General features: G+C 70.6%; 23 protein-coding genes and 1 other RNA gene. 13 read left to right on the forward strand and 11 right to left on the reverse strand.

Going from position 1 to position 25,584, the window contains the following annotated elements; all coding sequences use genetic code 11:
- Window positions 1-1,283: DNA polymerase III subunit gamma/tau (locus CKO28_RS07495; protein WP_200340013.1), on the reverse strand; the 1,283-nt coding region annotated here is incomplete at its 3' end.
- Between the two features lie 128 nt (window positions 1,284-1,411).
- Window positions 1,412-1,508: signal recognition particle sRNA small type (gene ffs / locus CKO28_RS07500), an RNA gene on the reverse strand.
- A 130-nt stretch (window positions 1,509-1,638) separates the two neighbouring features.
- Between ffs and nudC the strand changes: the two genes are divergently transcribed.
- Window positions 1,639-2,577, forward strand: coding sequence for an NAD(+) diphosphatase (gene nudC, locus CKO28_RS07505; protein ID WP_338050070.1), 939 nt, complete (start codon window positions 1,639-1,641; stop codon window positions 2,575-2,577).
- A 205-nt stretch (window positions 2,578-2,782) separates the two neighbouring features.
- Here nudC and CKO28_RS07510 read toward each other — a convergent pair whose 3' ends face one another.
- From CKO28_RS07510 to CKO28_RS07520, 3 genes are all read right to left on the reverse strand, one after another.
- Window positions 2,783-3,466 carry an NnrU family protein gene (locus tag CKO28_RS07510; protein WP_200340015.1) on the reverse strand — a complete coding sequence of 228 codons (684 nt, stop codon included), beginning with the start codon at window positions 3,464-3,466 and terminating at the stop codon, window positions 2,783-2,785.
- A gap of 42 nt (window positions 3,467-3,508) precedes the next feature.
- Window positions 3,509-3,937 (reverse strand): helix-hairpin-helix domain-containing protein, encoded by a 429-nt coding sequence (locus tag CKO28_RS07515; protein ID WP_200340016.1) that lies wholly within the window; start codon window positions 3,935-3,937, stop codon window positions 3,509-3,511.
- A gap of 332 nt (window positions 3,938-4,269) precedes the next feature.
- Window positions 4,270-5,169 carry a prephenate dehydratase gene (locus CKO28_RS07520; protein WP_200340017.1) on the reverse strand — a complete coding sequence of 300 codons (900 nt, stop codon included), beginning with the start codon at window positions 5,167-5,169 and terminating at the stop codon, window positions 4,270-4,272.
- A 368-nt stretch (window positions 5,170-5,537) separates the two neighbouring features.
- On the opposite strand from CKO28_RS07520, the gene CKO28_RS07525 reads away from it, so the two are divergent.
- Window positions 5,538-6,698: a c-type cytochrome gene (locus CKO28_RS07525; RefSeq protein WP_200340018.1), complete on the forward strand. Its 1,161-nt coding sequence runs from the start codon at window positions 5,538-5,540 to the stop codon at window positions 6,696-6,698.
- 297 nt (window positions 6,699-6,995) lie between these two features.
- Here the strand turns inward: CKO28_RS07525 and CKO28_RS07530 are convergent, their stop codons facing one another.
- Window positions 6,996-7,598, reverse strand: a complete 603-nt coding sequence (locus tag CKO28_RS07530) for an exopolysaccharide biosynthesis protein (protein ID WP_200340019.1) — start codon at window positions 7,596-7,598, stop codon at window positions 6,996-6,998.
- Between the two features lie 320 nt (window positions 7,599-7,918).
- Between CKO28_RS07530 and hisN the strand changes: the two genes are divergently transcribed.
- From hisN to CKO28_RS07570, 8 genes are all read left to right on the forward strand, one after another.
- Entirely contained in the window at window positions 7,919-8,761 is an 843-nt protein-coding gene (gene hisN, locus CKO28_RS07535) for a histidinol-phosphatase (RefSeq protein ID WP_338050071.1), read from the forward strand.
- The gene (locus CKO28_RS07540; protein ID WP_338050072.1) at window positions 8,758-10,869 is read left to right on the forward strand and encodes an extracellular solute-binding protein; all 2,112 of its coding nucleotides are present in this window, start codon (window positions 8,758-8,760) and stop codon (window positions 10,867-10,869) included. Before hisN ends, CKO28_RS07540 begins: the two co-directional genes overlap by 4 nt.
- Before the next feature lie 16 nt (window positions 10,870-10,885).
- Window positions 10,886-12,004, forward strand: coding sequence for a microcin C ABC transporter permease YejB (locus CKO28_RS07545; protein WP_200340021.1), 1,119 nt, complete (start codon window positions 10,886-10,888; stop codon window positions 12,002-12,004).
- 157 nt (window positions 12,005-12,161) lie between these two features.
- The gene (locus CKO28_RS07550; protein ID WP_200340022.1) at window positions 12,162-13,298 is read left to right on the forward strand and encodes an ABC transporter permease; all 1,137 of its coding nucleotides are present in this window, start codon (window positions 12,162-12,164) and stop codon (window positions 13,296-13,298) included.
- A gap of 427 nt (window positions 13,299-13,725) precedes the next feature.
- Window positions 13,726-15,357 carry an ABC transporter ATP-binding protein gene (locus tag CKO28_RS07555; RefSeq protein ID WP_200340023.1) on the forward strand — a complete coding sequence of 544 codons (1,632 nt, stop codon included), beginning with the start codon at window positions 13,726-13,728 and terminating at the stop codon, window positions 15,355-15,357.
- Between the two features lie 61 nt (window positions 15,358-15,418).
- Window positions 15,419-15,766 (forward strand): type II toxin-antitoxin system RelE/ParE family toxin, encoded by a 348-nt coding sequence (locus CKO28_RS07560; protein ID WP_200340024.1) that lies wholly within the window; start codon window positions 15,419-15,421, stop codon window positions 15,764-15,766.
- Window positions 15,763-16,077: a helix-turn-helix domain-containing protein gene (locus CKO28_RS07565; protein WP_200340025.1), complete on the forward strand. Its 315-nt coding sequence runs from the start codon at window positions 15,763-15,765 to the stop codon at window positions 16,075-16,077. The genes CKO28_RS07560 and CKO28_RS07565 overlap by 4 nt, the downstream gene beginning before the upstream one ends.
- A gap of 139 nt (window positions 16,078-16,216) precedes the next feature.
- Window positions 16,217-17,257 (forward strand): zinc transporter ZntB, encoded by a 1,041-nt coding sequence (locus CKO28_RS07570; RefSeq protein WP_200340026.1) that lies wholly within the window; start codon window positions 16,217-16,219, stop codon window positions 17,255-17,257.
- Between the two features lie 30 nt (window positions 17,258-17,287).
- Here CKO28_RS07570 and CKO28_RS07575 read toward each other — a convergent pair whose 3' ends face one another.
- A complete protein-coding gene (locus CKO28_RS07575; RefSeq protein WP_200340027.1) occupies window positions 17,288-17,752 on the reverse strand; it encodes a PAS domain-containing protein in 465 nt (154 codons plus the stop codon).
- A 449-nt stretch (window positions 17,753-18,201) separates the two neighbouring features.
- On the opposite strand from CKO28_RS07575, the gene CKO28_RS07580 reads away from it, so the two are divergent.
- From CKO28_RS07580 to CKO28_RS07590, 3 genes are all read left to right on the forward strand, one after another.
- Window positions 18,202-19,395, forward strand: coding sequence for a malate--CoA ligase subunit beta (locus CKO28_RS07580; protein ID WP_200340028.1), 1,194 nt, complete (start codon window positions 18,202-18,204; stop codon window positions 19,393-19,395).
- Window positions 19,392-20,291 carry a succinate--CoA ligase subunit alpha gene (gene sucD / locus CKO28_RS07585; RefSeq protein ID WP_200340029.1) on the forward strand — a complete coding sequence of 300 codons (900 nt, stop codon included), beginning with the start codon at window positions 19,392-19,394 and terminating at the stop codon, window positions 20,289-20,291. Before CKO28_RS07580 ends, sucD begins: the two co-directional genes overlap by 4 nt.
- Before the next feature lie 144 nt (window positions 20,292-20,435).
- Complete coding sequence (locus tag CKO28_RS07590; RefSeq protein ID WP_200340030.1) at window positions 20,436-21,368, forward strand: 2-hydroxyacid dehydrogenase; 933 nt, start codon at window positions 20,436-20,438, stop codon at window positions 21,366-21,368.
- A gap of 299 nt (window positions 21,369-21,667) precedes the next feature.
- Here CKO28_RS07590 and CKO28_RS07595 read toward each other — a convergent pair whose 3' ends face one another.
- The 4 genes from CKO28_RS07595 to CKO28_RS07610 form a co-directional block, all read right to left on the reverse strand.
- Complete coding sequence (locus CKO28_RS07595; protein WP_242480407.1) at window positions 21,668-22,915, reverse strand: CoA transferase; 1,248 nt, start codon at window positions 22,913-22,915, stop codon at window positions 21,668-21,670.
- The gene (locus CKO28_RS07600; protein WP_200340031.1) at window positions 22,885-23,751 is read right to left on the reverse strand and encodes an HTD2 family dehydratase; all 867 of its coding nucleotides are present in this window, start codon (window positions 23,749-23,751) and stop codon (window positions 22,885-22,887) included. The genes CKO28_RS07595 and CKO28_RS07600 overlap by 31 nt, the downstream gene beginning before the upstream one ends.
- A 111-nt stretch (window positions 23,752-23,862) precedes the next feature.
- Window positions 23,863-24,795, reverse strand: coding sequence for a DMT family transporter (locus CKO28_RS07605; RefSeq protein ID WP_200340032.1), 933 nt, complete (start codon window positions 24,793-24,795; stop codon window positions 23,863-23,865).
- Between the two features lie 64 nt (window positions 24,796-24,859).
- Entirely contained in the window at window positions 24,860-25,402 is a 543-nt protein-coding gene (locus CKO28_RS07610; RefSeq protein WP_200340033.1) for a TetR/AcrR family transcriptional regulator, read from the reverse strand.
- Window positions 25,403-25,584 lie beyond the last annotated feature (182 nt).

Raw genomic sequence — 25,584 nt, forward strand, 5'->3', positions numbered from 1 at the left:
CCCAGAACGCCCCGCAGCCCAGGCAGGCCGCCGTCGCCCTTGAGCTGCTTGACCAGCTCGCCCGGGGTCGGCAGTTCGCCGGCGTAGACCAGCCGCAGCAGCACCATCTCGGCGGCCTGCCTGGGCTGCGGGGCGTTCTGGGTTTCCTGCAGGCCCTTCAGCAGCATCTGCCAGTTGCGCGCCAGCTGGGCGGGGTTGAGGGCCTTCGCCATCTCCGCGCCGCGGGTCCGCTCGACCTCCGGCAGGCCGGCCAGCGCCTCGCCCGCGCCCACGACCTGCAGGCGGGTCAGGGTGTGGGTGACCTCCAGCAGGTCCTGCAGCACCACCGCCGGGTCGGCGCCGGCGTCGTACAGGTCGGCGAGGACGTCGAGGGCCTGTTTCGCCTGCCCGCCCAGGACCGCGTCGTAGAGGTCGTAGATCCGGCCCCGGTCGGCCAGGCCCAGCATGTCCTTCACGACCGGCTCGTCGATCTTGCCCCCGGACAGCGCGGAGGCCTGGTCGAGCAGCGACAGCCCGTCGCGCACCGAGCCGTCGGCGGCGCGCGCGACCATGGCGAGCGCCTGGTCGTCGGCGTCGATCCCTTCCTGGCGCAGCAGGTTGCGGAAGTGCTGGACCAGCGTGTCCTGGTCGACCCGGCGCAAGTCGAAGCGCATGCAGCGCGACAGCACCGTGACCGGGACCTTGCGGATCTCGGTCGTGGCAAACACGAAGGTGACGTGTTCCGGCGGCTCCTCCAGCGTCTTCAACAGCGCGTTGAAGGCGTTCTTGGAGAGCATGTGGACCTCGTCCACGATGTAGACCTTGCGCCGGGCGGTCACCGGGCGGTAGCGCACGCCGTCGATCAGGTCGCGGATATCGTCGACGCCGGTCCGGCTGGCGGCGTCCATCTCGATGACGTCGACGTGGCGGTCCTGGGCGATCGCGGTGCAGTGCTCGCACTGGCCGCAGGGCTGCGGGGTCGGCTTGCCCTGTCCGTCCGGGCCGATGCAGTTGAGCGCGCGCGCGATGATCCGGGCGGTCGTGGTCTTGCCGACCCCGCGCACGCCGGTCAGCACGAACGCCTGCGGCATCCGCCCGGCGTCCAGCGCGTTGGTCAGGGTGCGCACCAGCGCGTCCTGACCGATCAGGTCGTCGAAGCTCGCCGGCCGGTATTTGCGGGCAAGCACGCGGTAGGGATCGGGCACCCCGGACGCCGCCGCGCCCGCGCCGCCGGACGCGGCTGCCGGACCGGTCCCGCCATCGGCGGGATCGGCGGGCGGTGCGGCGTCGTTCGAATCGGACATAGGAAGCGCCGGGACCGCTGTCGGGCAAACAAAGCTGCGCCGCCGCCGGTGCCGCGGCGCTGAACAGGCGCCGGCCGGACGCATTCGGCCCGGCGGCGCGCGGCGCCCGCGTGCTGCGGCGGTTAAGGGTGGGAGACTGAACGGACGACCCGGGCGCGACCGGTTACGGCTGCTTCCTTCCGGACCTGACCGGGTTACCCGGCGGCCCGTCCGCCGCCAGCCTCCCTGGCCCCAGGTTATGGACCCTGGGCCGACACGAATCAAGGCTCGCAACCCGGACCGGCGCGACCCGACCGCCGCCTGCTCCGTTGCCAGCGCCGGACGGCTGTGCGATTGCTGCGGGGTAATGGAATCCGTGCCGACGTCGCCTTCGGGCCCAATCCCCTACACCGGCTGTTCCCTCGACCGCGCCGCGCCCTGGCGCAGCGACCCGGCCTGGGTTGCCGCGCGTCTTTTGGACCGGCAGACCCGGTTCGTGCCGGTATGGAACAACCGCAACCTGGTCACCGACGCGCAGCGCCCGCGGCCGCGCTTCCTGATGGGCGAACAGGCCTCGCTCGCGCTCGAGCTGGCGGACGAGGTGGTGCTGCTCGGCCTGGAGGACGGCGCGGCGCTGTTCGCGGTCGACCTGTCGCCGCTGGAGGGCGAGGAGGCGCACCAGGCCGTCGGCGGCGAGGGCAGCTTCCGCGACCTGCGCGAGGTCGGGCCCAACATGGCCCAGGGCGACGGCGCGCTGATGGCCTACGCCCGGGCACTGGTGCACTGGCACGGCCGGCACCAATACTGCCCGCGCTGCGGCCAGCCGAGCGAGAGCAAGGACGCCGGCTTCGCCCGGATCTGCCGCGGGCGCGCGTGCGGCACGACGCAGTTCCCGCGCACCGACCCGGCCGTGATCATGCTGGTGCACGACGGCGGCGAGCATTGCGTGCTCGGCCGCCATGCGCGCTTTCCCCCCGGCATGCACTCGACGCTCGCCGGCTTCGTCGAGCCGGGCGAGTGCCTGGAGGAAGCGGTTGCGCGCGAGGTCAAGGAGGAGGTCGGCATCACCGTGCCGCTGGACGGCATCCGCTACTTCGCCTCCCAGCCCTGGCCGTTCCCGGCCTCATTGATGCTGGGCTTCCACGCGGCCTGCGACTGCCTCCCGCTGACGGTGGACGAAGCGGAACTGGTGACCGCGCGCTGGTTCCACCGCGACGAACTGCTGAACGCCCCGGAAGACGAAACCCTCAGCCTGCCCCGCAGCGATTCGATCGCCCGCCGCCTGATCGAGGCCTGGCTGCACGGCGCGGCTTAGAGTGGATAAGAGGCTGGCGCATGGCGCTCCCCTCTCCCTCGACGGGAGAGGGAGGGGCCCGCGCCCGTCAGGGCGTGGGAGGGTGAGGGTTGGACTCCTCGCCGTCCACTGGGGAGTCCCACCCTCACCTGTCCTCTCCCATCAAGGGAGAGCGACCCGCCGATACGGTCGTTTCGCCGGCAGGGGATGGCGGTTCTTCGACCACTCACACCATCCGCAGGCCGATCAGCGGGTCGACGCCGAACAGCCAGAGGTGCAGGCCGCCCAACAGCGCGGCCGCGGCGAGCGCGCCCAGCAGCAGGGCACCGGCGTCGACCGGTTGGAACCGCGGCCAGCCGCGCGCGAGCGGCAGCGCGGGCGCCCGGGCGCTCAGCCGCCGCCAGTCGGCCGCGCCCAACTGGCGGCGATGCCGGCGGTCGACCAGCCAGAAGCCGGCGAGCGAGAACAGGCCAAGCGCGGCGAACAGGCTGACCGAGACGAGGTCGCCGTTGGCCGGCAGATGGCCGACCGCCCACACCACAAAGCCCCACAGCACCGGATGCCGGCTGATCCCGGCCAACCCAGGCCGGGCGGGATCGAAGCCGCGGCTCACGAAGCCGATCGACAACGGGTTCGGCCGGACCAGCCCGGCCACCACCAGCACGGTGCCGATCGGCGCGAGCAGCAGGGTCAGGTGAAAGGCCCAGGGCGGCGGCGCCCAAAGCGCGACGTAGGGCGCCCGCACCGCCGCCGACAGCAGCCAGCCCAGCAGCCCGAGCGAACTGACGCTGAACGCGAGCGCATAGCCGCGCGGCCCCAGCCGGGCCCGCAGCCACGCCCGCAGCGGGCGGATCGACGGCAGGCTGTGCGCGGCCAGGAAGACGATTGCGGCGAGCGCGAATTCGCTCATCGCGGCTCCGGTCGGGTGACGACGCCCGCGCGCGGCGTCGGCTTACAGCGTCTTCAGGTAGGCCAGCGTCTGCTCGCCGACGTTGGGGATCCGGGCCAGCTTATCAGGGTCGCAGCGGCGCACATCGTCGACCGAGGTGATGCCGTGCTCGTACAGGCTCCAGGCCGCCTTGTCGTCGATCTCCGGGATGTCCAGCAGGTCGACCAACGCGTGATACGGCTTCTGCGGGCCCTTGTCGTACTCGACCTCCCAGAAGGCATTGAACAGGGCGAACGGATCGAAGCCGTCCAGGCTGAGGCCCAGCGGCGGCCGGTTGTGGCCCTTGCCGCCAGGGGTCACGGCATCCGAATTGATCGGTTCCGGCCCGTTCCGGATCAGCTTGCGGAACTCCTCCCGGGTGGTCGGCACGGCCAGGTGGTAGCGCCAGGCGCGGATCACACTGTCGAGCCCGTCGACGATCTTGGTCACCATGTTATGTGCGTTCCCATCGTTGGGACGCGACCCGCTCTATGCCGCGACGCCGTTTCCGGCGCAGGCAGGGCGGCTCGCGCCGCATTTTGTGTGTCTCGCTTGTTGAATGGCGCGGGACATGCGCCGGGTCGGCGTCGATCGAAAAGGCGTGGACAGGTGCCGGCGCCAGGCTGTGGCGGCTGTCGCCCGGCACCCGGTCCGTGCCTTCGCGATCCCGTGTGCATATGACGATGCCCGCGCCGCGGACAAGCCCTCCCGGGGATGAACGCGCGACGGGCGGGATCGGTCCACGCCCTGCATACGTCCCGGTTCAGGTCCTGCGGGGCGCACCGTCAGCCGGCCTCCGCCCCCTCGCGGAACGGCGAGGCCGGGTAGACGCCGAGGATCTTCACCTCGCGGGAGAAGAAGCCGAGTTCCTCCAGCGCCAGCCGGACCAGGCGGTTGTCCGGATGTCCTTCGACGTCGGCGTAGAACTGCGCGACGTTGAAGCGGGAATCCAGGATGTAGCTCTCCAGCTTGGTGATGTTGACGCCGTTGGTGGCAAACCCGCCCAGCGCCTTGTAGAGCGCCGCCGGCACCGAGCGTACCCGGAACACCAGCGAGGTCACCACCGGACTTTGTTCCGGGTCCGGATCGATCGGCTCGTGCGCCATGATCAGGAAGCGGGTGGTGTTGTGCTCGAGGTCCTCGATGTCGCTCGCCAGGAAATCCAGGCCGTAGATCTCGGCGGCGAGACGCGAGGCGATCGCCGCCTCCGCCGGATCGCCCCGCTCGGCCACCTCGGCGGCCGCGCCGGCGGTGTCGGCGTGGACCACCGGCTGCAGCCCGCGCGTGCGCAGGTACTGCCGGCACTGGCTGAGCGCCTGGATGTGGCTGTGCACCTTGCGGATGCCGTCCAGGGTGGCGCCCGGCGCGCCCAGCAGGTTGTGATTCACCGGCTGGAAATGCTCGCCCACGATGTGCAGACCGCTTTCGGGCAGCAGGTGGTGGATGTCCGCGACGCGCCCGGCCGAGGAGTTGTCGATCGGGATCATGGCGTAGCGCGCCGCGCCCTCGCGCACGGCGGCGAAGGTGTCCTCGAACGAGGGGCACGGCACCGTGGCGTAGTTGGGAAACACCATCCGGCAGGCCATGTCGGAATAGGCGCCGTGGGTACCCTGGAACGCGATCCGGTGCTGCGGATCGGTCTCGGCGTCGGCGCCCTCAAGCGCGGAAGCGGCAGTCTCGGACATCGGTCTTCCCGGTTCGGCGGGGGCCGGCCCGCGCGTCGATGGGCCGGCTTCGGCAAGGCGGCGGCGCGCCCCGGGCTGCACCGCGGCGCGCAAAACGCGCCGGAGTATCGGGAGGCGGCGCGGGGGTGTCAACGCGCCGTCCCAAACCCAGGTCGGCCGCGGCGCAAGCGCGCCACGGCGACGGCTTGGCGCCAACGGGCGCGGCATACCGCCGCACACCGTTGGCTGTCACGTTGGCAGGACGAAGTCACCGGTCCGACGATCATGGGGCGGTTCGCGCGTGCTGCCGCGCGCCGGGCTATTGAACGCCTGAAAGGGTGCGGCTATGGTCTCGCCGCTTCACACGAGAGGCTGCAAGGAAAGTCCGAATGTCTCTGGAACTGAACAAGATCGCAGCTGCTGTCCTGACGGCCGGCGTGGTCGCCATGGGTACTGGCTTCGTCGCCAACCTGCTGGTCAACCCGCACGCGCCGGAAGAGCCGGTCTATAAAGTCGCGCTGAAGAACGGCACCGGCGGCGGCGGTAGCGCGTCCGGCGGGGGATCCGGCGGCCAAGAGGAGCAGGCGCCGGATCTGGCGACGCTCTTGGCCAACGCATCCGCCAGCGAGGGGGAACAGAGTGTGCGCGCCTGCGCGGCCTGTCACTCCTTCAATAAGGGCGGCCCGAACAAGATCGGCCCGAACCTGTACGACGTGATCGGCGCCGACATCGCCAGCGTCGAGGACTTCAACTACTCCGACGCGCTTTCCAGCAAGGAAGGCGATTGGACGTACGAGAAGATGAACGCCTGGCTGAAGAACCCGAGCGGCTGGGCCTCCGGGACCAGCATGACCTATCCGGGCATCAAGGATGCGCAGAAGCGCGCGGACGTGATCGCCTACCTGCGCCAGCAGTCGGACAATCCGCCGCCGCTGCCCGAACCGGAAGCCCAGACCGCCGAGGCCAGCGGCTCCGGCGGCCAGAGCGCGGACGGTGGCGGCGATCAGCAGGCCGCCGACGGGTCGGGCGCCGGCGACATGCAGTCCGGCGGTACGCAATCGGCCGACATGCCGTCGAGCGGCAGCGGCGACGCCGGCTCGGGCGGCCAGGCCGCGCGCCAGACGGCCGGTGAGAGCCAGACCGCCGAGGCCGATACCGCCAAGGCGACCGGCGGCGGCGACAGCGGATCCGGCGGCGGGTCCGCGTTGCGCCAGCAGATCGCCTCCGCCGATCCGTCGGCCGGGCAGTCCGCCGCGGCGGTGTGCAGCGCATGCCATTCCTGGAACCAGGGGGGCCCGAATAAGGTCGGACCGAACCTGTACGACGTGATCGGCTCCGACATCGCCAGCGTCGACGGGTTCAACTACTCGGACGCGCTCGCCAGCAAGGAAGGCGAGTGGACGCTGCAAAAGATGAATGCGTGGCTGGCGAACCCGAATAAGTTCGCGTCCGGCAACCGGATGACCTATCCGGGCGTCAAGGACGACAAGAAGCGCCACGCCATCATCGCCTACATGCTGCAGCAGTCGGACCAAGGCGGCAGCCAGTAGGCCTCCGCCTTAATACCGCAGCCTGAAGCGCGCCGGCGGGTGGCGACACCCGCCGGCTTTTTTTCCGGTCTCGGGCGATACGCTGAGAGGTGGAACCGCCTTTCAGCATCTTGCCCTCTCTTCGAGAAGTTAGAGCAAAATTCAGCCCGAAGGCCGGTTCGGCCTTCATCGATTTTGCTCTAGCATTGCCTAAATGAAAGCGACGCCACGGCGAACCGCCGCCGGCAAGGCGGGCTGTCGAAACACGACTGACGCGGCCGTTGGGCCGGCGCGCTTGCTACACCGCCAGCGCCGCCATCACCCCGACAGAAAGTATACACCCCCGCCGGCCCCGGCGAGCGCGAGGGCGAGGCCGAGCGCGGTGAGCAGGCCGTCGGCGGTCAGCAGGCCCAGGCCGATCACCGTGATCGCGCCCGCCACCGGAAACACGCCCCAGGGCACCAGCGCCAACGGGTACATCAGAACCGCGAGCGTGCACAGGCCAAGTACCACCGCGTGCAACGCTGGGCGGGACAGAAGCGCGGTCCAGCGCGCCCGGGTCACGCGGTCGAGCCAGCGCAGGTAGGGCTCGACCCGGCGGATCGACCGGCGGCTGAGATCGCCGTCGACCTCCAGCCGGCGCAGCATGCCGGGCACCCACGGCGCCCGGCTGCCGAAACTCATCTGCACCGCCAGCAGCACGACCACCGTCGCGCAGACCACCGAGGCGCCCGGGATCGCCCCGATCGGCGACATCGCGATCAGCCCGATCGTGAACAGCAACGGGCCGTAAGTCCGCTGGCCCAGCTGGTCGATCAGCGTGCCCAGCGACACCCGCTCGGCCTCGGCCGCCCGCTTCAGGGCCTGCAGCGTGCCCTTGATGCTGTCGCTCCCGCCATCGGGCGTCGTGCGCGCGCTCATCTCCAGTCCCGTCCGTCCGGTCCCGCGTTTCCCGTTCCATGCGTCAAGTCCGGCCCGCGATGTGTTGACCGTCGCCAGCGATGCAATCCCCGTCGCTGGGGCCGGTCCGTGTCAAGCGACCGGAACGTTACACGCGTACGGCACGCGTCGCGGCCGGCGCGCGCCCGGCGCCGGTTCTTGGCAATGCGAAGTAAGCTCTAGGCGCCCACGGGCCGGGACAGATACAGTGATGGCTCAGGCAATCCTGGGACGCGCGCGGCCCCGCACCCATGCGAAAGTGCATCCCGGGGTTAGCGTGCCCCCATCCGCGAGAGGCCAACGTGAGCGACGCCCACGCCCGCCCCGCCGCCGCACCGCCGGCCGCATCCGCCGACGCGACCCCGGGCGACGCCCTGCTCGCGCTCGCCGAGCGGCTGGCCGACGCCGGCCGGCAGGCGGCGCGCCATCACTTCCGCACCCCGGTCGCGGTCGACGACAAGCCCGACGCCAGCCCGGTCACGATCGCTGACCGGGAGGCCGAATCGGCGATGCGCCGGATCATCGAGGAGATCCATCCCGACCACGGCATCGTCGGCGAGGAGCACGGCACGGTCCGCGGCGACGCCGAGTACGTCTGGGTGCTCGACCCGATCGACGGAACCAAGCAGTTCATCTCCGGCAAGCCGACGTTCGGCTGCCTGATCGCGCTGGTCCACCGCGGCCGCCCGGTCCTGGGCGTGATCGAGATGCCGGCGCTGGGCGAGCGCTGGGTCGGCGCGGCCGGCCGGCCGACCCTGTTCACCGACGCCCACGGCGAGGTCGCGGCGGGGTCGCGCGGCTGCGCGCGGCTGGACGCGGCGACCTTGTGCGCCACCTCGCCGGGCATGTTCGCGCACGCCGCCGACAACGCCGCGTTCGAGCGCCTCCGTGCGGCCAGCAAGCTGACCCTCTACGGCGGCGACTGCCACAACTACGGCCTGCTCGCCGCGGGCTACCTCGACCTCGTCTGCGAGGCCGGGATGAGCTACTACGACTTCGCCGCGCTGGTCCCGGTGATCGAGGGCGCGGGCGGCGTGATTACCGACTGGCGGGGCCGCCCGCTCGGCCCCGGATCCGACGGCCGGGTGCTGGCCGCCGGCGACCGCACGCTGCACGCCCAGGCGCTCGAGCAGGTGCGCACGTGACGATCCGGACGTTTTCCCTCGCCGCCGGCGCGCTGGCGCTGCTGCTGAGCCTGCTGGCGCTGCCCGCGGCCGCGCAATCCGGCGACCCGCAATCCGGCGAGTCGCGGGCGACGGCCCGGCAGGCCCCCGCCGCCCAGACCAAGCAGACCGCGCAGGCGCCCGATCCCGACCTGCCGCAGCGGACCCTGCGCGCGCTGGAGGGCGTCCCGCCGCGCCACGGCGTGGCGATGCACGGCACGGTCAAGTACGGGCCGACCTTCGACCACTTCGATTACGTCAACCCGGACGCGCCGAAGGGCGGCATCGCCAAGATGCCGGCGGAGGGAACCTACGATTCCTTCAACCCGTACGTCCTGAAGGGGCAGCCCGCGGAGGCGATGGGGCTTGTGTTCGAGACGCTGATGGCGTCCAGCGACGACGAGCCGTTCAGCCAGTACGGCCTGCTCGCCGAACACATCTACATGCCGGAGGACCGCGACTGGGTCGCCTACACCCTGCGCGCGGACGCGCGCTGGCACGACGGCGAGCCGGTCACGGTCGAGGACGTGGTCTGGACCTTCAACATGCTGAAGGAAAAGGGCCACCCGCAGTTTCGCTTCTACTACAAGTCGGTCATCGAGGCCCGCCAGATCGGTCCGCGCACCGTGCGCTTCGAGTTCGCCGAGGGGCTGAACCGCGAATTGCCGCTGATCGTCGGCCAGATGCCCGTGCTGCCCAAGCACTACTGGACGGCCGACGGCCGCAAGTTCGGCGAATCCACCCTGGAGCCGCCGCTGGGCAGCGGCCCCTACCGCGTCGCCGACCACGAGCCGGGGCGCTACGTCGTGTTCGAGCGGGTCGAGGACTACTGGGGCCGGGACCTGTCGGTGAACGCGGGGCGCTGGAACTTCGGCCGGATCCGCTACGACTATTTCCGCGATCCCACGGTGATCCGCTCGGCGGTGAAGGCCGGCAACGTCGACTTCCGGCTGGAAAACCAGGCGAAGTCCTGGGCGAACGCCTACGACGTGCCGGCGGTCGAGAACGGGCGGTTGAAGAAGGTCGAGATCGAGCACGACCAGCCAACCGGCATGCAGGCGTTCGTCATGAACACCCGCCGGGAGCCGTTCGACAGCCGCAAGGTGCGCCTTGCGATGAACTACGCCTTCGATTTCGGCTGGACCAACACGAACCTCTTCTTCGGCCAGTACACCCGCACGGAGAGTTTCTTTTCCAACTCCGAACTGGCGTCCTCCGGGCTGCCCAAGGGCCGGGAACTGGAAATCCTGGAGCAGTTCCGGGGCCGAGTGCCGGAGGAGGTGTTCACCAAGGACTACAACCCGCCCGAGACCGACGGCGACGGCTATCCGCGGGAAAATCTCAAGAAGGCGCTGCAGCTGCTGCGCGAGGCCGGCTACGAGGTGCGCGACATGCAGCTGGTCAATGCGCAGACCGGCCGGCCGGTGCGCTTCGAGTTCCTGCTCAACAACACCGCCTTCGAGCGGGTCGTGCTGCCTTATGTCGCGAACCTGAACAAGCTGGGGATCCAGGTCGACGTCTCGGTGGTCGACAGCGCGCAGTACCAGAACCGGCTGGACTCCTACGCGTTCGACATGATCCTGGGCGGCTGGGGCCAGTCGCTGTCGCCCGGCAACGAACAGCGCAGCTACTGGGGCTCGCAGGCGGCCGAGCGCAACGGCACGCGCAACTGGGCGGGCATCCAGGACCCGGTGATCGACCAGCTGATCCAGATGGTGATCGGCGCGCCCAGCCGCGAGGAACTGGTGCATCGCACGCGCGCGCTCGACCGCGTGCTGCTGTGGCACCACTACGTCGTGCCCAACTGGCACCTGGACTACTGGCGGATCCTGTATTGGGACAAGTTCCGCCGGCCGGAGACGATGGCGCCCTACGGCCTGAACTTCCTGGACACCTGGTGGGTCGCCCCCGACAAGACCGACGAGATCGCCCAGGCGCAGGCCGAGGCCACCGGTGGCGACGGCGCCGGCGAGAGCGGCGGCGGGCCCGGCTGGCTGACCGGGCTGGGTATGCTCGTCCTGGGCGGGCTGGCGTTCGTCCTGTTCCGCCGCGGCTTCGCCCGCCGGCCGGGTCAGCAGGGCGCGGAATGACCCGGATGGTGAGCGCATGACCAACTACATCATCCGCCGGATCCTGCTGATGGTGCCCACGCTCTTGGGCGCCATACTGATCAATTTCCTGATCGTCCAGGCCGCGCCCGGCGGGCCGGTGCAGCAGGTGATCAGCCAGGTCACCGGCACCGGCGTCGCCGCCACGCAGCGGATCACCCAGGCCGGCGGCGAGCTGGAAGGGGCCGGCGGCTCCGCCAGCGCGCAGCAGAGCGGCAGTACCAACGTCCGGGGCGAGTACCGCGGCGCGCAGGGCCTGCCGCCGGAGTTCATCAAGGACCTCGAGGAGCAGTTCGGCTTCGACAAGCCGCCGCACGAACGCTTCATCATGATGGTCGGCAACTACGCCACCTTCGACTTCGGCGAGAGCTTCTTCCGCTCGCGCTCGGTCGCCGAGCTGATCCTGGACAAGCTGCCGGTGTCGATCTCGCTGGGCCTCTGGACCACGCTGCTGACCTACCTGATCTCGATCCCGCTGGGCGTGGCGAAGGCGACGCGCGACGGCACGCCGTTCGACTTCTGGACGTCCGTCGTGGTGATCGTGGGCAACGCGATCCCGGCGTTCCTGTTCGCGGTGTTCCTGATCGTGGTGTTCGCCGGCGGCGCCTACCTCGACTGGTTCCCGCTGCGCGGGCTGGTCTCCGACGACTGGGAGACGCTCAGCTGGCCGATGAAGATCGTCGACTACTTCTGGCACATGGCGCTGCCGATCACCGCGCTCGTCGTCGGCTCGTTCGCGGCGCTGACGATGCTGACCAAGAACTCCTTCCTGGACCAGATCAACCAGCAGTACGTCGTGACCGCCCGCGCCAAGGGCCTGGCGCAGCGCCGGGTGCTGTACGGCCACGTCTTCCGCAACGCGATGCTGATCGTGATCGCCGGTTTCCCGGTCGCGTTCGTCAACATCCTGTTCACCGGCGCGGTGCTGATCGAGATCCTGTTCTCGCTCGACGGCCTCGGCCTGCTCGGCTTCGAGGCGGTGGTCAATCGCGACTATCCGGTGATGTTCGGCACGCTTTACATCTTCACGCTGCTCGGGCTGGTCCTGCAGCTGATCAACGACATCATGTACACCGTGATCGATCCCCGGATCGACTTCGAGGCGCGGGAGGCGTGAGCGGGATGGTGATCTGGTCCACCCACACAATCCCCCTCCTCCACCTGGGAGGAGGGGTTAGGGGAGGACGGTGCCCGCGGCATCTGCCCTGCCTACCTCCTCTCCCCGGCCCTCTCCTCCCAGTTGGAGGAGAGGGGGTACGGTTGGAGCCCGCGCCATGACCGCCGCGCCGCGCTATACCTTCCTGGGCCGCGACGTCTCGCCGATCACCGCACGCCGGCTGGCCAACTTCCGGGCGAACAAGCGCGGCTTCTGGTCGCTGTGGATCTTTCTGGCGATGTTCCTGGTCTCGCTGTTCGCGGAGGTGGTGGCGAACGACGACCCGATCATGGTCTGGTACCAGGGCGACCTGTACACCCCGATCTTCCACGACTATCCGGAGACCGCCTTCGGCGGGTTCTTCCCGACCAAGACCGACTACTCCGACCCGTTCGTCGAGCGCCGGATCGCCCAGAACGGTTTCATGATCCGCGCGCTGATCCCCTACGACCACCGCACGGTCGATTGGCAACTGACCGATCCCGCGCCCACCCCGCCGTCGGCCGAGCACTGGCTGGGCACCGACGACCAGGCGCGCGACGTGGTCGCCCGGGTGATCTACGGCTTCCGCATCTCGGTGCTGTTCGGCCTGGCGATGACCGCGCTGACCACGATCATCGGCGTGAGCGCGGGCGCGGTGCAGGGCTATTTCGGCGGCTGGACCGACCTGATCTTCCAGCGGGTGATGGAGGTCTTCGGCACCCTGCCGATGCTGATGGTGCTGATCATCCTGGCCTCGGTCGTCGAACCCAACTTCTGGTGGCTGTTGGGGGTGATGGTGCTGTTCGGCTGGCCCTGGCCGGTCGGCTACGTCCGCGCGGAGTTCCTGCGCGCCCGCAACTTCGACTTCGTCAAGGCGGCCAAGGCGCTGGGCGTCTCGGATTCGATGGTGATGTTCCGCCACATCCTGCCCAACGCGATGGTGGCGACGCTGACGTTCCTGCCGTTCACCCTGGCGGGATCGATCACCACCCTGACCGCGCTCGACTTCATCGGCTTCGGCCTGCCGCCCGGCTCGGCCTCGCTCGGCGACTTGCTGGCGCAGGGCAAGGCGAACCTGCAGGCGCCCTGGCTCGGCCTGACCGGCTTCTTCGTGCTGGCGGTGATGCTGAGCCTGCTGTTCTTCATCGGGGAAGCGGTGCGCGACGCGTTCGACCCGCGCAAGCTGTTCCAGAACGAACCCACCCCGGCCGAACCGGGCGTGGGCCCGGCAAGCAGCGTCGCCGCCAGCCGCGCCCAGGGCGGCGGCGCGTGATGGCTTGGCAACCCGTCCAAGCGGCACGGTCCACGTCCCCTCTCCCTTCAGGGGAGAGGGAGGGGCCCGCGCCCGTAGGGCGTGGGAGGGTGAGGGTGCGACTCCCCAGCGTAAGGCGGGGAGTGGCACCCTCACCCTGTCCCTCTCCCTTCAAGGGAGAGGGGACCCGCCGCGGCGGCGGTCGAACCAACACGACCTGTCAGCGTGTTCGACGGGCGTGCCGGCGGGTCCCCTCTCCGCCACCGGGGGGAGAGGGACAGGGTGAGGTGGCTCCGCACGCCCCGCGCGTCCCGGACGCCGTGCCACGTCCACGCCGTGCGAACCTCCTCTCCCTAACCCTCTCCTCTCATGCGGAGGAGACGGGAGTTCGGGGCGCGTGCCGCCGACCACAGCCATCCCCCACCGCAACGAGCGAAGAGCCGCAACCATGACCGACCGCCTGCTCGAGGTCGCGAACCTGGGCGTCACCTTCGGCCGCGGCGCGACGGCCGTGCCGGCCGTGCGCGAGCTCCGCTTCGGCCTGGACCGCGGCAAGACGCTGTCGCTGGTCGGCGAGAGCGGCAGCGGCAAGTCGGTGACCGCGCTGTCGATCATGCAGCTCTTGCCCTACCCGCAGGCGCGCCACACGCCGGGCTCCTCGATCCGCTTCAAGGGCGAGGAACTGGCGAACGCGAGCGAGGCACGGATGCGTCAGATCCGCGGCAACGAGATCGCGATGATCTTCCAGGAGCCGATGACCTCGCTGAACCCGCTGCACCACATCGAGAAGCAGGTGACCGAGCCCTTGCTGGTGCACAAGGGGATGGACCGCGCCCAGGCGCGCAAGCGCTGCCTGGAACTCTTGGACATGGTCGGCATTCCCGAAGCGCGCGAGCGCCTGAGCGCCTACCCGCACGAACTCTCCGGCGGGCAGCGCCAGCGGGTGATGATCGCGATGGCGCTGGCGAACGAGCCGGACCTGCTGATCGCCGACGAGCCGACCACCGCGCTCGACGTCACCATCCAGGCGCAGATCCTGAAGCTGCTGCGCCAGCTGGCGGCCGAATTCAACATGGCGCTGCTCTTGATCACCCACGACCTGGGCGTGGTCCGCAAGATGGCCGACGACGTCGTGGTGATGACCCAGGGCCGCGCGGTCGAACAGGGCCCGGCCAAGTCCATCTTCGCCGACCCGCAGCACAGCTATACCCAGCGCCTGCTGGCCGCGGAGCCGTCGGGCCAGCCGATCGGCCCGCGCGCCGACGCGCCGGTCGTGATGCAGGGCGATCGGGTCAAGGTGCACTTCCCGATCAAGAAGGGCCTCTTGAAGCGCACGGTCGACCACGTCCGCGCGGTCGACGGCATCGACGTGCGTGTCCAGGCGGGCCAGACCGTCGGCGTGGTGGGCGAAAGCGGCAGCGGCAAGACCACGCTCGGCATGGCGCTGTTGCGCCTGACCCAGTCGCAAGGCGCGATCGGCTTCGACGGCCGGCCGATCTCCGACATGCGCCCGAAGGCGCTGCGCCCGCTCAGGCGCGAGATGCAGGTGGTGTTCCAGGACCCGTTCGGCTCGCTCTCCCCGCGCCTGTCGGTCGGGCAGATCGTCGAGGAGGGCCTCAAGGTCCACGAGCCGGCGATGAGCGAGAAGGACCGCGAGGCCCGGATCGTGCAGGCGCTGGAGGAGGTCGGCCTCGACCCCGACAGCCGCTTCCGCTACCCGCACGAATTCTCCGGCGGCCAGCGCCAGCGCATCGCGATCGCCCGCGCGATGGTCTTGAAGCCCCGCTTCGTCGTGCTCGACGAACCCACCAGCGCGCTCGACATGAGCGTGCAGGCCCAGATCGTCGACCTGCTGCGTGACCTGCAGCGCCGCCACGAACTGGCCTACCTGTTCATCAGCCACGACCTGCGCGTCGTGCGCGCGCTCGCCGACGACGTGATCGTGATGAAGGACGGCCAGGTCGTCGAACAGGGCCCCGCCGCCGACATCTTCGACCGCCCGAAGGCGGCGTACACGCAGGCGCTGATGAAGGCCGCGTTCGAGCTGGAGGCGACGGAGAGTGGCGTGGTGAGTGTGTGAGGCGTCGGCGCCTCAACCGCGACCGTCTTGCATTCGGTAACCCATTGGGGCACATTTTCTCGTGCAGACGGTCGTCGAAACGTCGATCTTCCGGCGCCGCGCGGAAAAGCTGCTGAGCGCGGAAGAGCTGCGCACCCTGATTGACTTCCTCGCCTGGAACCCGGACGCCGGGCAGGAAATCCAGGGAACCGGGGGCGTCAGAAAAGTGCGCTTCGCCGCCAAGGGCAAGGGACGCAGCGGCGGCATCCGGGTGATCGATTTCGTCGCCGGCACGACGATCCCGATCTACGCCCTGTTGATCTACGGCAAGGGCGAACAGGCCGATCTGACGGGCGAACAGCTTCGACAGGTGAAGGCTCTGGCGCAGGACATCAAGACGGCTGGTGATCCGGCAGGGAGACGATCATGAGCGACCACGCAAACCTCGGCGACGAACTGATCGAATCCCTGCGTGAGGCCCGCGCGCACGTTCGCGGCGAGCCCACGGACATGCGCGTGACGCAGGTCGACGTGCCGGCCGATCGCGTCCGCGAAATCCGCCGAAAGGTCGGCCTGTCGCAGGCCCGCTTCGCGCCGCTGATGGGCGTCAGCGTCTCCGGCCTGCGCAAATGGGAGCAGGGCGTCCGGCGCCCCGGCGGTGCGGCGCTAACCCTGCTGCGCGTCATGGACCGCAACCCGCAGGCCGTCGTCGAAGCGCTCGACCAGGTCGGCCGTCCGTAAGGCGGGCGCGCCGCGCCTGGCGGTAACCCGCCGTGCGGCCGACGATGTCGGTAAGGTGGGCTGCTGCGCGACCCCACCTATGGTCAACGCCCCCAACATCCCGCTTGACCCCACGCCGCTTCCCGCCCATTCAGCGGCCATGACCTCGGACCCCCGGAAACTGCTCGAAGGCGTGGTGCACGCGCGGGCCCTGCGCGGCGACGGCGCGGGGCCGGCGGTCGATCCGCCGTTCGCGGACTGGCTGCATCTGGATGCGACCAGGCCCGACAGCGTCTATTGGCTTAGGCACGAGAGCGGCATTCCGCCGCTGGCGGTCGACGGGCTACTGGCGCCGGAGACGCGGCCGCGCTGCGAGGCGGTGGACGGCGGCCTCCTGCTGATCCTGCGCGGGGTCAACCTGAACGCCAGCGCCGATCCCGACGACATGGTCTCCCTGAGGGTCTGGATCGCGCCCGGCGGCACGGCGGACGATACCGGCGCCCAGCCGGACCGCGGCGGTCGGCAAGTCCGGCAGCCCAAGCGCCCAGGGATCGTCAGCGTGCGGCTGCGCCGGCTGATGGCGGTGCAGGACGTGGTCGACGCGCTGGACGCCGGGCGCGGGCCCGCCAGCCCCGGCGCGGTCGCGGTCCAGCTGGCCGAGCGGCTGGCCCAGCGGATGGCGCCCACGATCGACCGGCTGGACGACGAATTGGACGCGCTGGAGGTCGCCGTCGCCGCGCCCGGCGGCACGGCCGGCCAGCGGGTGCGGCCGCGCTTGCTGCGCCTGCGCCACCAGGCGCTGACCCTGCGCCGCTACCTGGCCCCGCAGCGCGCGGCCCTGCAGCGGCTGCTCGACCTCGCGCCCGACTGGCTGGACGCGGGCCTGCGCGCGCGCCTGCGCGAGGCGCTGGACGCCGTCACCCGCTACGTCGAGGCGCTGGACACCGCGCGCGAGCGCGCCGCGGTGATCCAGGACGAGCTCGCCAACGCGGTCGCCGAGCGGCTGAACGCGCGGATGTACGTGCTCTCGGTCGTGGCGGCGGTGTTCCTGCCGCTGGGGTTCGTCACCGGCCTGTTGGGGGTCAACGTCGCCGGCGTGCCGGGGACGGACACGCCCTGGGCGTTCGCCGCGGTGGCCGCCGGATCGGCCGGGGTGGCGGCGGTCGAGATCTGGCTGTTCAAGCGCCTGGGCTGGCTTTAGGCGGCCCCACGACCGGGCCCGCGCCGTCGCTCACGCCCCACGGCCCGGCGGATCCGCGACCTCGGTCTCGAAGGCGATCCGCAGTTGGTCGTCCAGCCGCGTGCCGAGGTCGAGCCGGCCGGCGCGAATCAGCACGGGGTAGGCTTCGCCGTCGGCGCGGTAGTTGATCAGCCGCACGCTCGCCCGGCCGTGCGTTTCCAATGCCGCGCGGAACGCCCGGGCTCGGGCCCGATCGGTCGCCGGCCCCTGCAGAACACGCGGCGACCGGCCGACCAACTGGGCACGCGGATAGCCGCAGAGCGCGCACATCTCGGCATTCGCATGCAGGATCTTCGGGCCCGACGGCCCGGCGCCGGCGTCGGTGACGATCACCGGGATCCGCACCGCGTCCAGAAACTGCAGCACGTCGTGCCGGCCGCTCGCGTTGCGAAAGCAGCAATCCAGGGCCGCTTCCAGCATGGTGCGGATCGGCGCATCAAGTTTCGGCGACGTCATCGCCCACCAGCCATAAACAAATGTCAGATCAGCCTATCAGAACGCGCTTATGTGCGCATTCGATAACCGATCTATTTTGAACGCGGACTGGCGCATACTAACTCTTCCGGCGTAAACTCCGATTTGTTTTTTCCAATATTTTCGCTCTAAAAATATATATTTTGGAAGCCTGACGGTACGGCACGTGCGGCCCGCACCGGGATGGTCCGGCCGGATCGCCCCGGGCGCATCCCACCCTGACGCCGCCCCTGAACCGACGCATGTCGCTTCAAGCCGCGTGCGCGACGTGCATCTGTGTGGATAATGGACTCAACAACAAACCGGCCCGCGCCAAATCGGCCGCGATGGTCGCGACGCGCCGGCCCAAGCCACACCAGCGCGCTCACCGACAACCAGCCACCGACGACGGCACACAGACGACGGCACACAGACGACCCTGGGGAGGTGTCATGGACGTCCACGAGTATCAGGCCAAGGAACTGCTGGCCCGCTTCAACGTGCCGGTGCCGGCCGGCGGGCTGGCGTACAGCCCCGAACAGGCCGCCTACCGGGCGCGCGAGCTGGGCGGCGACGCCTGGGTGATCAAGGCGCAGGTGCACGCCGGCGGCCGCGGCAAGGCCGGCGGCGTCAAGCTCTGCCGCGACCGGCACGAGGTCTGGCAGGCCGCCGACGGGATGCTGGGCCACACCCTGGTGACCAACCAGACCGGCCCGGCCGGCAAGGGCGTCTACCGCCTGCTGGTCGAAGCCGGGCAGAACATCGCGCGCGAGCTCTACCTCGGCTTCGTGCTCGATCGGGAGCACGAGCGCATCGTGATCGTCGGCTCCGACCAAGGCGGCATGGAGATCGAGGAGATCGCCCGCCAGCATCCCGAGAGCATGCACCGCCGGCTGGTCGACCCATCGGTCGGCCTGCCCGCGTTCCAGGCGCGCGACCTCGCGTTCGCGCTGGGCTTCCGCGGCGGCGAGATCGCGCAGGCGATCAAGGTAATCCAGGGCGCCTATCGCGCGTTTCGCGACCTCGACGCCACCATGGTGGAGATCAACCCGCTGGTGGTGACGCAGGAAGGCAACGTGCTGGTGCTCGACTGCAAGATGCAGGTCGACGACAACGCCCTCTACCGCCGGCCCGAGGTCGCCGACATGCGCGACCGCTCGCAGGAGGACCCGCGGGAGACCCACGCCGTCGACCGGGGCCTCAGCTACGTCGGGCTGGACGGCCAGATCGGCTGCATCGTCAACGGCGCCGGGCTGGCGATGGCGACGCTCGACATGATCAAGCTGGCCGGCGGCGAGCCCGCCAACTTCCTCGACATCGGCGGCGGCGCCACGCCGGAGCGGGTCGCCGAGGCGTTCCAGCTGGTCCGCCAGGACGGCGAGGTTAAGGCGATCCTGGTCAACATCTTCGCCGGCATCAACCGCTGCGACTGGGTCGCCCAGGGGATCGTGCAGGCGGTCGAGCAGACCGGCCTGGACCTGCCGCTGGTGGTCCGCCTGTCGGGCACGCACGTCGAGGAGGGCCGGCGTATCCTGGCCGACAGCGGACTTGCCATCACCACCGCAGCCACCCTGAAAGAAGCCGCGCAAAAGGCGGTCGCCGCGCTGGACGGCCAGTCGGCCGCGCACACGGAGGTTCCGGCATGAGCATTCTCGTCGATGCCACGAACAAGGTCCTGGTCCAGGGCATCACCGGCCGGATCGGCCAGTTCCACACCCAGGAGATGATGCAGGGCGGCACCAACGTGGTCGCCGGCGTCACCCCCGGGCGCAGCGGCGAGGCCGTGCACGGCGTGCCGGTCTACGACACGGCGCGCGAGGCGGTCGCCGACACCGCGGCCGACACCTCGATCGTGTTCGTGCCGCCGCCGTTCGCCGCCGACGCCGCGATGGAAGCCGCCAGCGCGGGCATCCGGCTGTGCGTGGTGATCACCGACGGCATTCCCGCCCAGGACATGATGCGCCTGAAGCGCTTCCTCCGGCATCTGCCGGATGAAACGCGGATGACCCTGATCGGGCCCAACTGCGCGGGCATCATCTCGCCCGGCAAGGCGCTGCTCGGCATCATGCCGGAGCACATCTATCTGCCCGGCCGCGTCGGCATCGTCGGCCGGTCGGGTACGCTGGGCTACGAGGCGGCGGACCAGATGCGCGCGCTCGGCATCGGGGTCAGCACGAGTGTGGGCATCGGCGGCGACCCGATCAACGGCAGTTCGTTCGTCGACGTGCTGCAGCGCTTCGAGGCGGACGAGGAGACCGACGCGGTCGTGATGATCGGCGAAATCGGCGGCCCGCAGGAAGGTGCGGCCGCCAGCTACATCCGCCAGCACATGACCAAGCCGGTGATCGCCTACGTCGCCGGTCTGTCGGCCCCGCCCGGCCGCCGGATGGGCCACGCCGGTGCGATCATCCAGGCCGCCGGCGAAGCGGCCTCGGAGAAGGTCGAGCTGCTGAAGGACGCCGGCGTGGCGATCGCGCCGACCCCCTCGGAGATCGGCGAGACCGTCCAGGCGACGCTCGCCCAGGCGAAGCAACCCGCCTAATGCGCGCGGCCGAGGGCCGCCGGCGGTCCTCGGCCGTGGATTTCGCCCCGCGGGATATGGGACACGAGAGGGCGCGCGGGCCGGGTCTGGCGACCGGCGCCCGTGCCCCGTCCGCCGTTTCCATCCAGAGGTCCCGCGAAGCGCATGGTGATCCTGTTCCAGTCCAAGACCGATGATCCACAGCAGTGGCGCCGCGCGTTCGCCGGCGCGCTGCCCGAGGCCGAGCTCAGGATCGGCGCGGAGGCGGTGCAGGACCCGGCGGAGGTCGACTACGCGGTCGCCTGGAAGCCGCCCAAGGGGCTGCTCAAGCAGTACCCGAACCTGAAGGCGATCCTGTCGCTGGGCGCGGGTGTGGATCACCTGGCGAGCGACCCCGACCTGCCGACCCACGTGCCGGTCGTGCGGTTGGTCGATCCAGGGCTGACCTGGGGCATGACCGAATACGTCGTCTGGGCGGTGCTGGGCCACCACCGGCGCACGCGCGAATACCGCCAGCAGCAGGCCCAGCACCGCTGGGCCCGGCTGGAGGTGCCGCTCGGCCCGAGCCGCCGGGTCGGCGTGATGGGCCTGGGCGAACTGGGCGCCGACGCCGCCCGGGCGCTCAAGGCGATGCGCTTCGACGTCGCCGGCTGGTCGAACCGGCGCAAACAGATCGACGGCGTGGAGAGCTTCGCCGGGCAGGCGGAGTTCGGGCGGTTCCTGGCGCGCAGCGAAATCCTGGTGAACCTGCTGCCCCTGACGCAAGCGACCACCGGCATCCTGAACCGCCAAACCCTGGGCGAACTACCGAAGGGCGCCTGCCTGGTCAACGCCGCGCGCGGCGGGCACCTGGTCGAGGCGGACCTGCTGGAACTGCTCGGGACCGGCCAGCTCGCCGAGGCGACGCTCGACGTCTTTCGCGAGGAACCGCTGCCCGCCGGCCACCCCTTCTGGGACCACCCGCGGATCACCGTGACCCCGCACGAGGCCGCGATCACGCCCGCCGAGACGGCCGCGGCGACGATCGCGGAGAACATCCGCAAGATGGAGCGCGGCGAGGCGCCAAGCCCCATGGTGGATTTCTCGCAGGGGTATTGAGGGCGCGCTTTCGGCCTAGGAGGCACGGTATAGCGGCGAGCTCCCTCTCCTCCGCCGAAGAGACTTCTGAAAGAGCTACCAATGCCCCCGTCAGTCGTCCTTCGACACGGCCGCTGGCGCGACCTGCTCAGGATGAAGTCGATATTTATATAGCAAAAACAATCACCTTCATGCTGAGCAGCCGCCCGTAGGGTGGCGTGTCGAAGCACGACTGACGGGGGTCGACGCGCCTCGGCAACGTTCTTTCAGCGGACGAAGAGGTGACCCGCTGAGCGCCCTGCCAAACCTAAGAAACGCACCTACCCCTTCGGTCCGGCCACCACGCCGGCGTCGAACAGGCGGCCGATCTCGCCGGACCCGAGGCCCGCGACGTCGGCCAGGATTTCCTCGGTGTGCTGGCCGAGTTCGTGGGCGGGCTGCGGCGGGACCGTCGCGCTGCCGGAGAAGCCAAGCGGCGAGCCCGGCATGGCGTAGCGGCCGATGCCGGGCTGCTCCAGCTCCTGGAACAGCGGATTGTCCGGGGTCAGGTCCGGATCCTCGCGCGCCGCCTGGGCGAAAGTACGGAACACCGACCAGGTGACGCCGGCGGCATCGAAAGCGTCGGCGAACTCTTCCACGCGCCGGGTCTCGAAGAAGGGCCGCAGCAGGTCGGTGATCGCGTGACGCGCCCGCCAGCGGTTGCCTTCCTGGCGCAGGTCGGTGCCCAGGCTACGTTCCAGCTCGGCCATCGCCCCGGCGGTGCCGGTCGCCTGCAGCAGGTTGCGCCACTGCCGGTCGGTCAGGCCGATCACCATCACCCGCTCGCCGTCGGCGCAGACGAAATCCTGGCCATAGGCGCCGTAGAGCGCGTTGCCGCCCTTCGGCCGGTCGACGCCGTTGACCTGCGCCTCGCCGATGATGCCGAGGTGGCCGACCATCGCGGCGGCGACGTCCTTCAGCGTCACCGTCACCTCCTGGCCCTCGCCGGTGCGCAGGCGCTTGCGCTCGGCCGCCAGCAGGCCGGCGACCGCCAGGTTGCCAGCGATGCAGTCCCAGGCGGGCAGGACGTGGGCGACCGGCTCGGGCGCGCCTTCCGGCCCGGTCGCCGCCGGGAAGCCGACCTGCGGGTTCACGGTGTAGTCGACCTGCGGCCGGCCGCGCCGGTCGCCGGCCAGGGACAGCATCACCAGGTCGCGGCGGCGCTGGGACAGCGTCTCGTAGTCCATCCAGCCGCGCACCCGCAGGTTGGTCAGGAACAGCCCGGCGTCCGCGCCCGGCGCGGTGACGATCTCGGAGATCAGCTCGCGCCCGCGCTCCGACTTCAGGTCGACGGCGATCGAGCGCTTGCCCTTGTTCATGCCGGCCCAGAACAGGCTGCGGCCCTGGTCGGTCACGGGCCAGCGCTGAAAGTCCAGCCCGCCGCCGATCCGGTCGAAGCGGATCACGTCCGCGCCCATCTGCGCCAGCGTCATCCCGGCGAGCGGAACGGCGACGAACGCCGACCCCTCGACCACCCGCATGCCGGACAGGATGCCGGTCATGCCCCGGCTGCCGTGGGCGCGGTCCAATCGGCCCGCGCCCGCAGGCCCTGGTGCCCGGCCGGCGCGGCGGTGCAGAGCTCAAGGCCGTCGCCCTCGGCAACGCCGATCAACCGCAGGTCGTGGGTGTCGAACATCGGGTGCACGCCGCGGAAGCCGAAGTGCCGCGGCACCGAGCCCGTGTGCCGGACCGCCGCCCCCAGCAGCAGGGTCGCCTGCAACGGCGCGTGCACGACCAGGCCAGGGTACTTCTCGACCTCGGTCGCGTAGGGCCGGTCGTAGTGGATCCGGTGGGCGTTGAAGGTGACCGCGGAATAGCGGAACAGCCGCGGCGCATCGATCGCGACCTGCTGGTCGAACTCGGGCGCGTCGGGCGCGGGCCTGGGCGCCGGCGGGCGGTAGGCATCGGGCATCGGCAGGTAGACGATGTCCTGCTCCTCGCGCACCGCCGGGCCGGCCTCGCCGGCGACCTCGTGGCCCACGGTGACGAACACCATGCGCCCGGCGCTGCCGTGCTTTTCCTGGATGCCGCGAATCTCGGAGCGCCAGCTGACCGTCTCGCCGACCCGCATCGGGGCCAGGAACGCGACCCGGCTGCCGGCCCACATTCGCCGGCCGAGGTCGACCGGCGGCAGGAAGCCGCCCAGGCGCGGGTGGCCGTCCGGCCCCAGGTCGTGCATCGCCACGTGCGGCTGCACGGCGGGCCAGTGCCACAGCGGCGGCAGAGGGGTACCCGGCGCGACCGCCTCGGGACTGTGGCCGCATTCCGGCACGGTCGCGGCGAGCTGGCGCATCACCACCGGCGACAGCGCGACCTCGCGCGTCTCGACCCGGCCGATCCAGTCCGACAGCTCGGCTGCCGCCATGACCGTCCTCCCCGAACGTCGTGCTTTTTATAAGCGGCTTACAGGGAAGTGTGCGCGAACCGCCCGGGCAAGGCAAAGCCCGCGGCTGGCCGGTTGTGTCCCAGCCGGCAGTTATTTCTCAGCCGGCAGATTTCCACGCGCGCCCGTGCGACCCGGCGCCGGGGCGTTGTCGCGGACCGGCCAGACCTCCAGCACGCCCGCGGCGAGCACCAGGGCGCCGCCCAGCAGTTCCAGCGCGCCCACTGTCTCGCCGGCCAGCAAGGCAGCGGAGGCGGTGCCCAACAGCACCTCCGCCATCAGCAGGATACCGACGCGCGCAGGCTCCAGCCGTGCGGCCGCCCACATCAGCGCGGCCATCGACAGCCCCCACCAGAACGCGCCCGCGCCCGCGGCCAACGCAAGCGCCGGCAGCACGGCCGCGTCGGCCAGGTTCGGCCAGGGCGCCAGCAGCGGGGCGAGCACGCCCGCGCACAGGCAGCCGCCGAGCGCGAACACGAACGCGCTTTCCCCGGGCCCGGTGTCGGAGCGGGCGCGAATGCCGGTCGTCGCGACCGCCCACAGCACCCCGGAGGCGAGGCCCAGCCAGTCGCCCAGCCCGCGCGGCACCGGCAGGCCGCCGTCCGCGCTCAGCACGCACACCAGGCCGACCACCCCGACCGCGATCGCGACCAGGCGCAGCCAGGGCGTCGACCACCCCATGACATAGCGGGCGAGCAGCGTGCTCCAGACCGGGGTCAGGAAGAACAGCAGGACGACGATCGCCACCTTGCCGTAGACCAGACCGGTCGAATACAGCACGAACGCCACCCCGCCGAGGGCGGTCGAGGCGAGCGCGACCGGGCTGGACCGCGCCAGCCGGCGGCGGCCGGCGAGCGCGAACGGCGCCAGCCCCAGCGCCGCCGCGGCGACGATCGCGAGCGTGCCCCAGGCGCCCGGCAGGCCGAGGTCCGCCAGCCGGCGGACCGGCAGCCAGTAGAAGCCCCACAGGCTGCCGGTCGTGACGACCAACAGGGTCGCGAGCGTGGTGGTGCGGCTGGGGGTCATTTCATGGGTCCGCTCGGAAACGCGGGTGGACGCGGCGCGGGCCGGGGACGCGCGGGCGGCAAGGTCAGCCGCGGGTGAGGTCGCGCAGCCGGTCGATCACCGCCTGGCGCTCGTCGTCCGACACCACCTGGATGCCGAACAGGTCGTTCATCCACAGCCCGTCGGCGGCGAGCCGGACCAGCGCCGCGGTGGCGGCATCGATCCCGTCCTGGCGCTGCGCATCCTGCCAGGCGCGCTGGCGGGCGTAGAGCGGCTGCAGCAGGTCGGTGTTGGAGGCGCCGGCGGCGAGCATCGCGGTCGCCAGCCGGTCCATCGGATCGTCGCCCGCCCGGTCGACCGTCGACGCGTCGAGGTAGGCCCGGGTCCAGGCGCCGGGGGCCTCGTCGGACGCCATCGAGGCCTGCATCCGCCCCTCGATCAGCTCGACGAACTGCCCGACCATGCCGGTCAAAAGTTCGTCCTTGGAGGCGAAGTGGTAGAGCAGCCCGCCCTTGCTGACCCCCGCCTCCCTGGCGACGGCCTCCAGCGTCAGCGCCCGCACCCCCTGCCGCAGGACGACCCGGCCGGCGGCATGCAGGACGCGCTGTCGGGTGTCGCTCTGGGCCATGTCGCGCACGCTATACCGGCCGGACGGTACAGTCAATCCACCTGTCGGAGGTTCAGCAGCCATGGCAGTGGGTCCCCTCTCCCTTCACGGGAGAGGGCCAGGGTGAGGGTGGGACTCCCAGGCTCTATCCGAGGAGTCCCACCCTCACCCTCTCACGCGCTTGTCAGCGCGCGGGCCCCTCC

The sequence above is a fragment of the Rhodovibrio sodomensis genome (assembly GCF_016583645.1).
GTDB lineage: Bacteria > Pseudomonadota > Alphaproteobacteria > Kiloniellales > Rhodovibrionaceae > Rhodovibrio > Rhodovibrio sodomensis.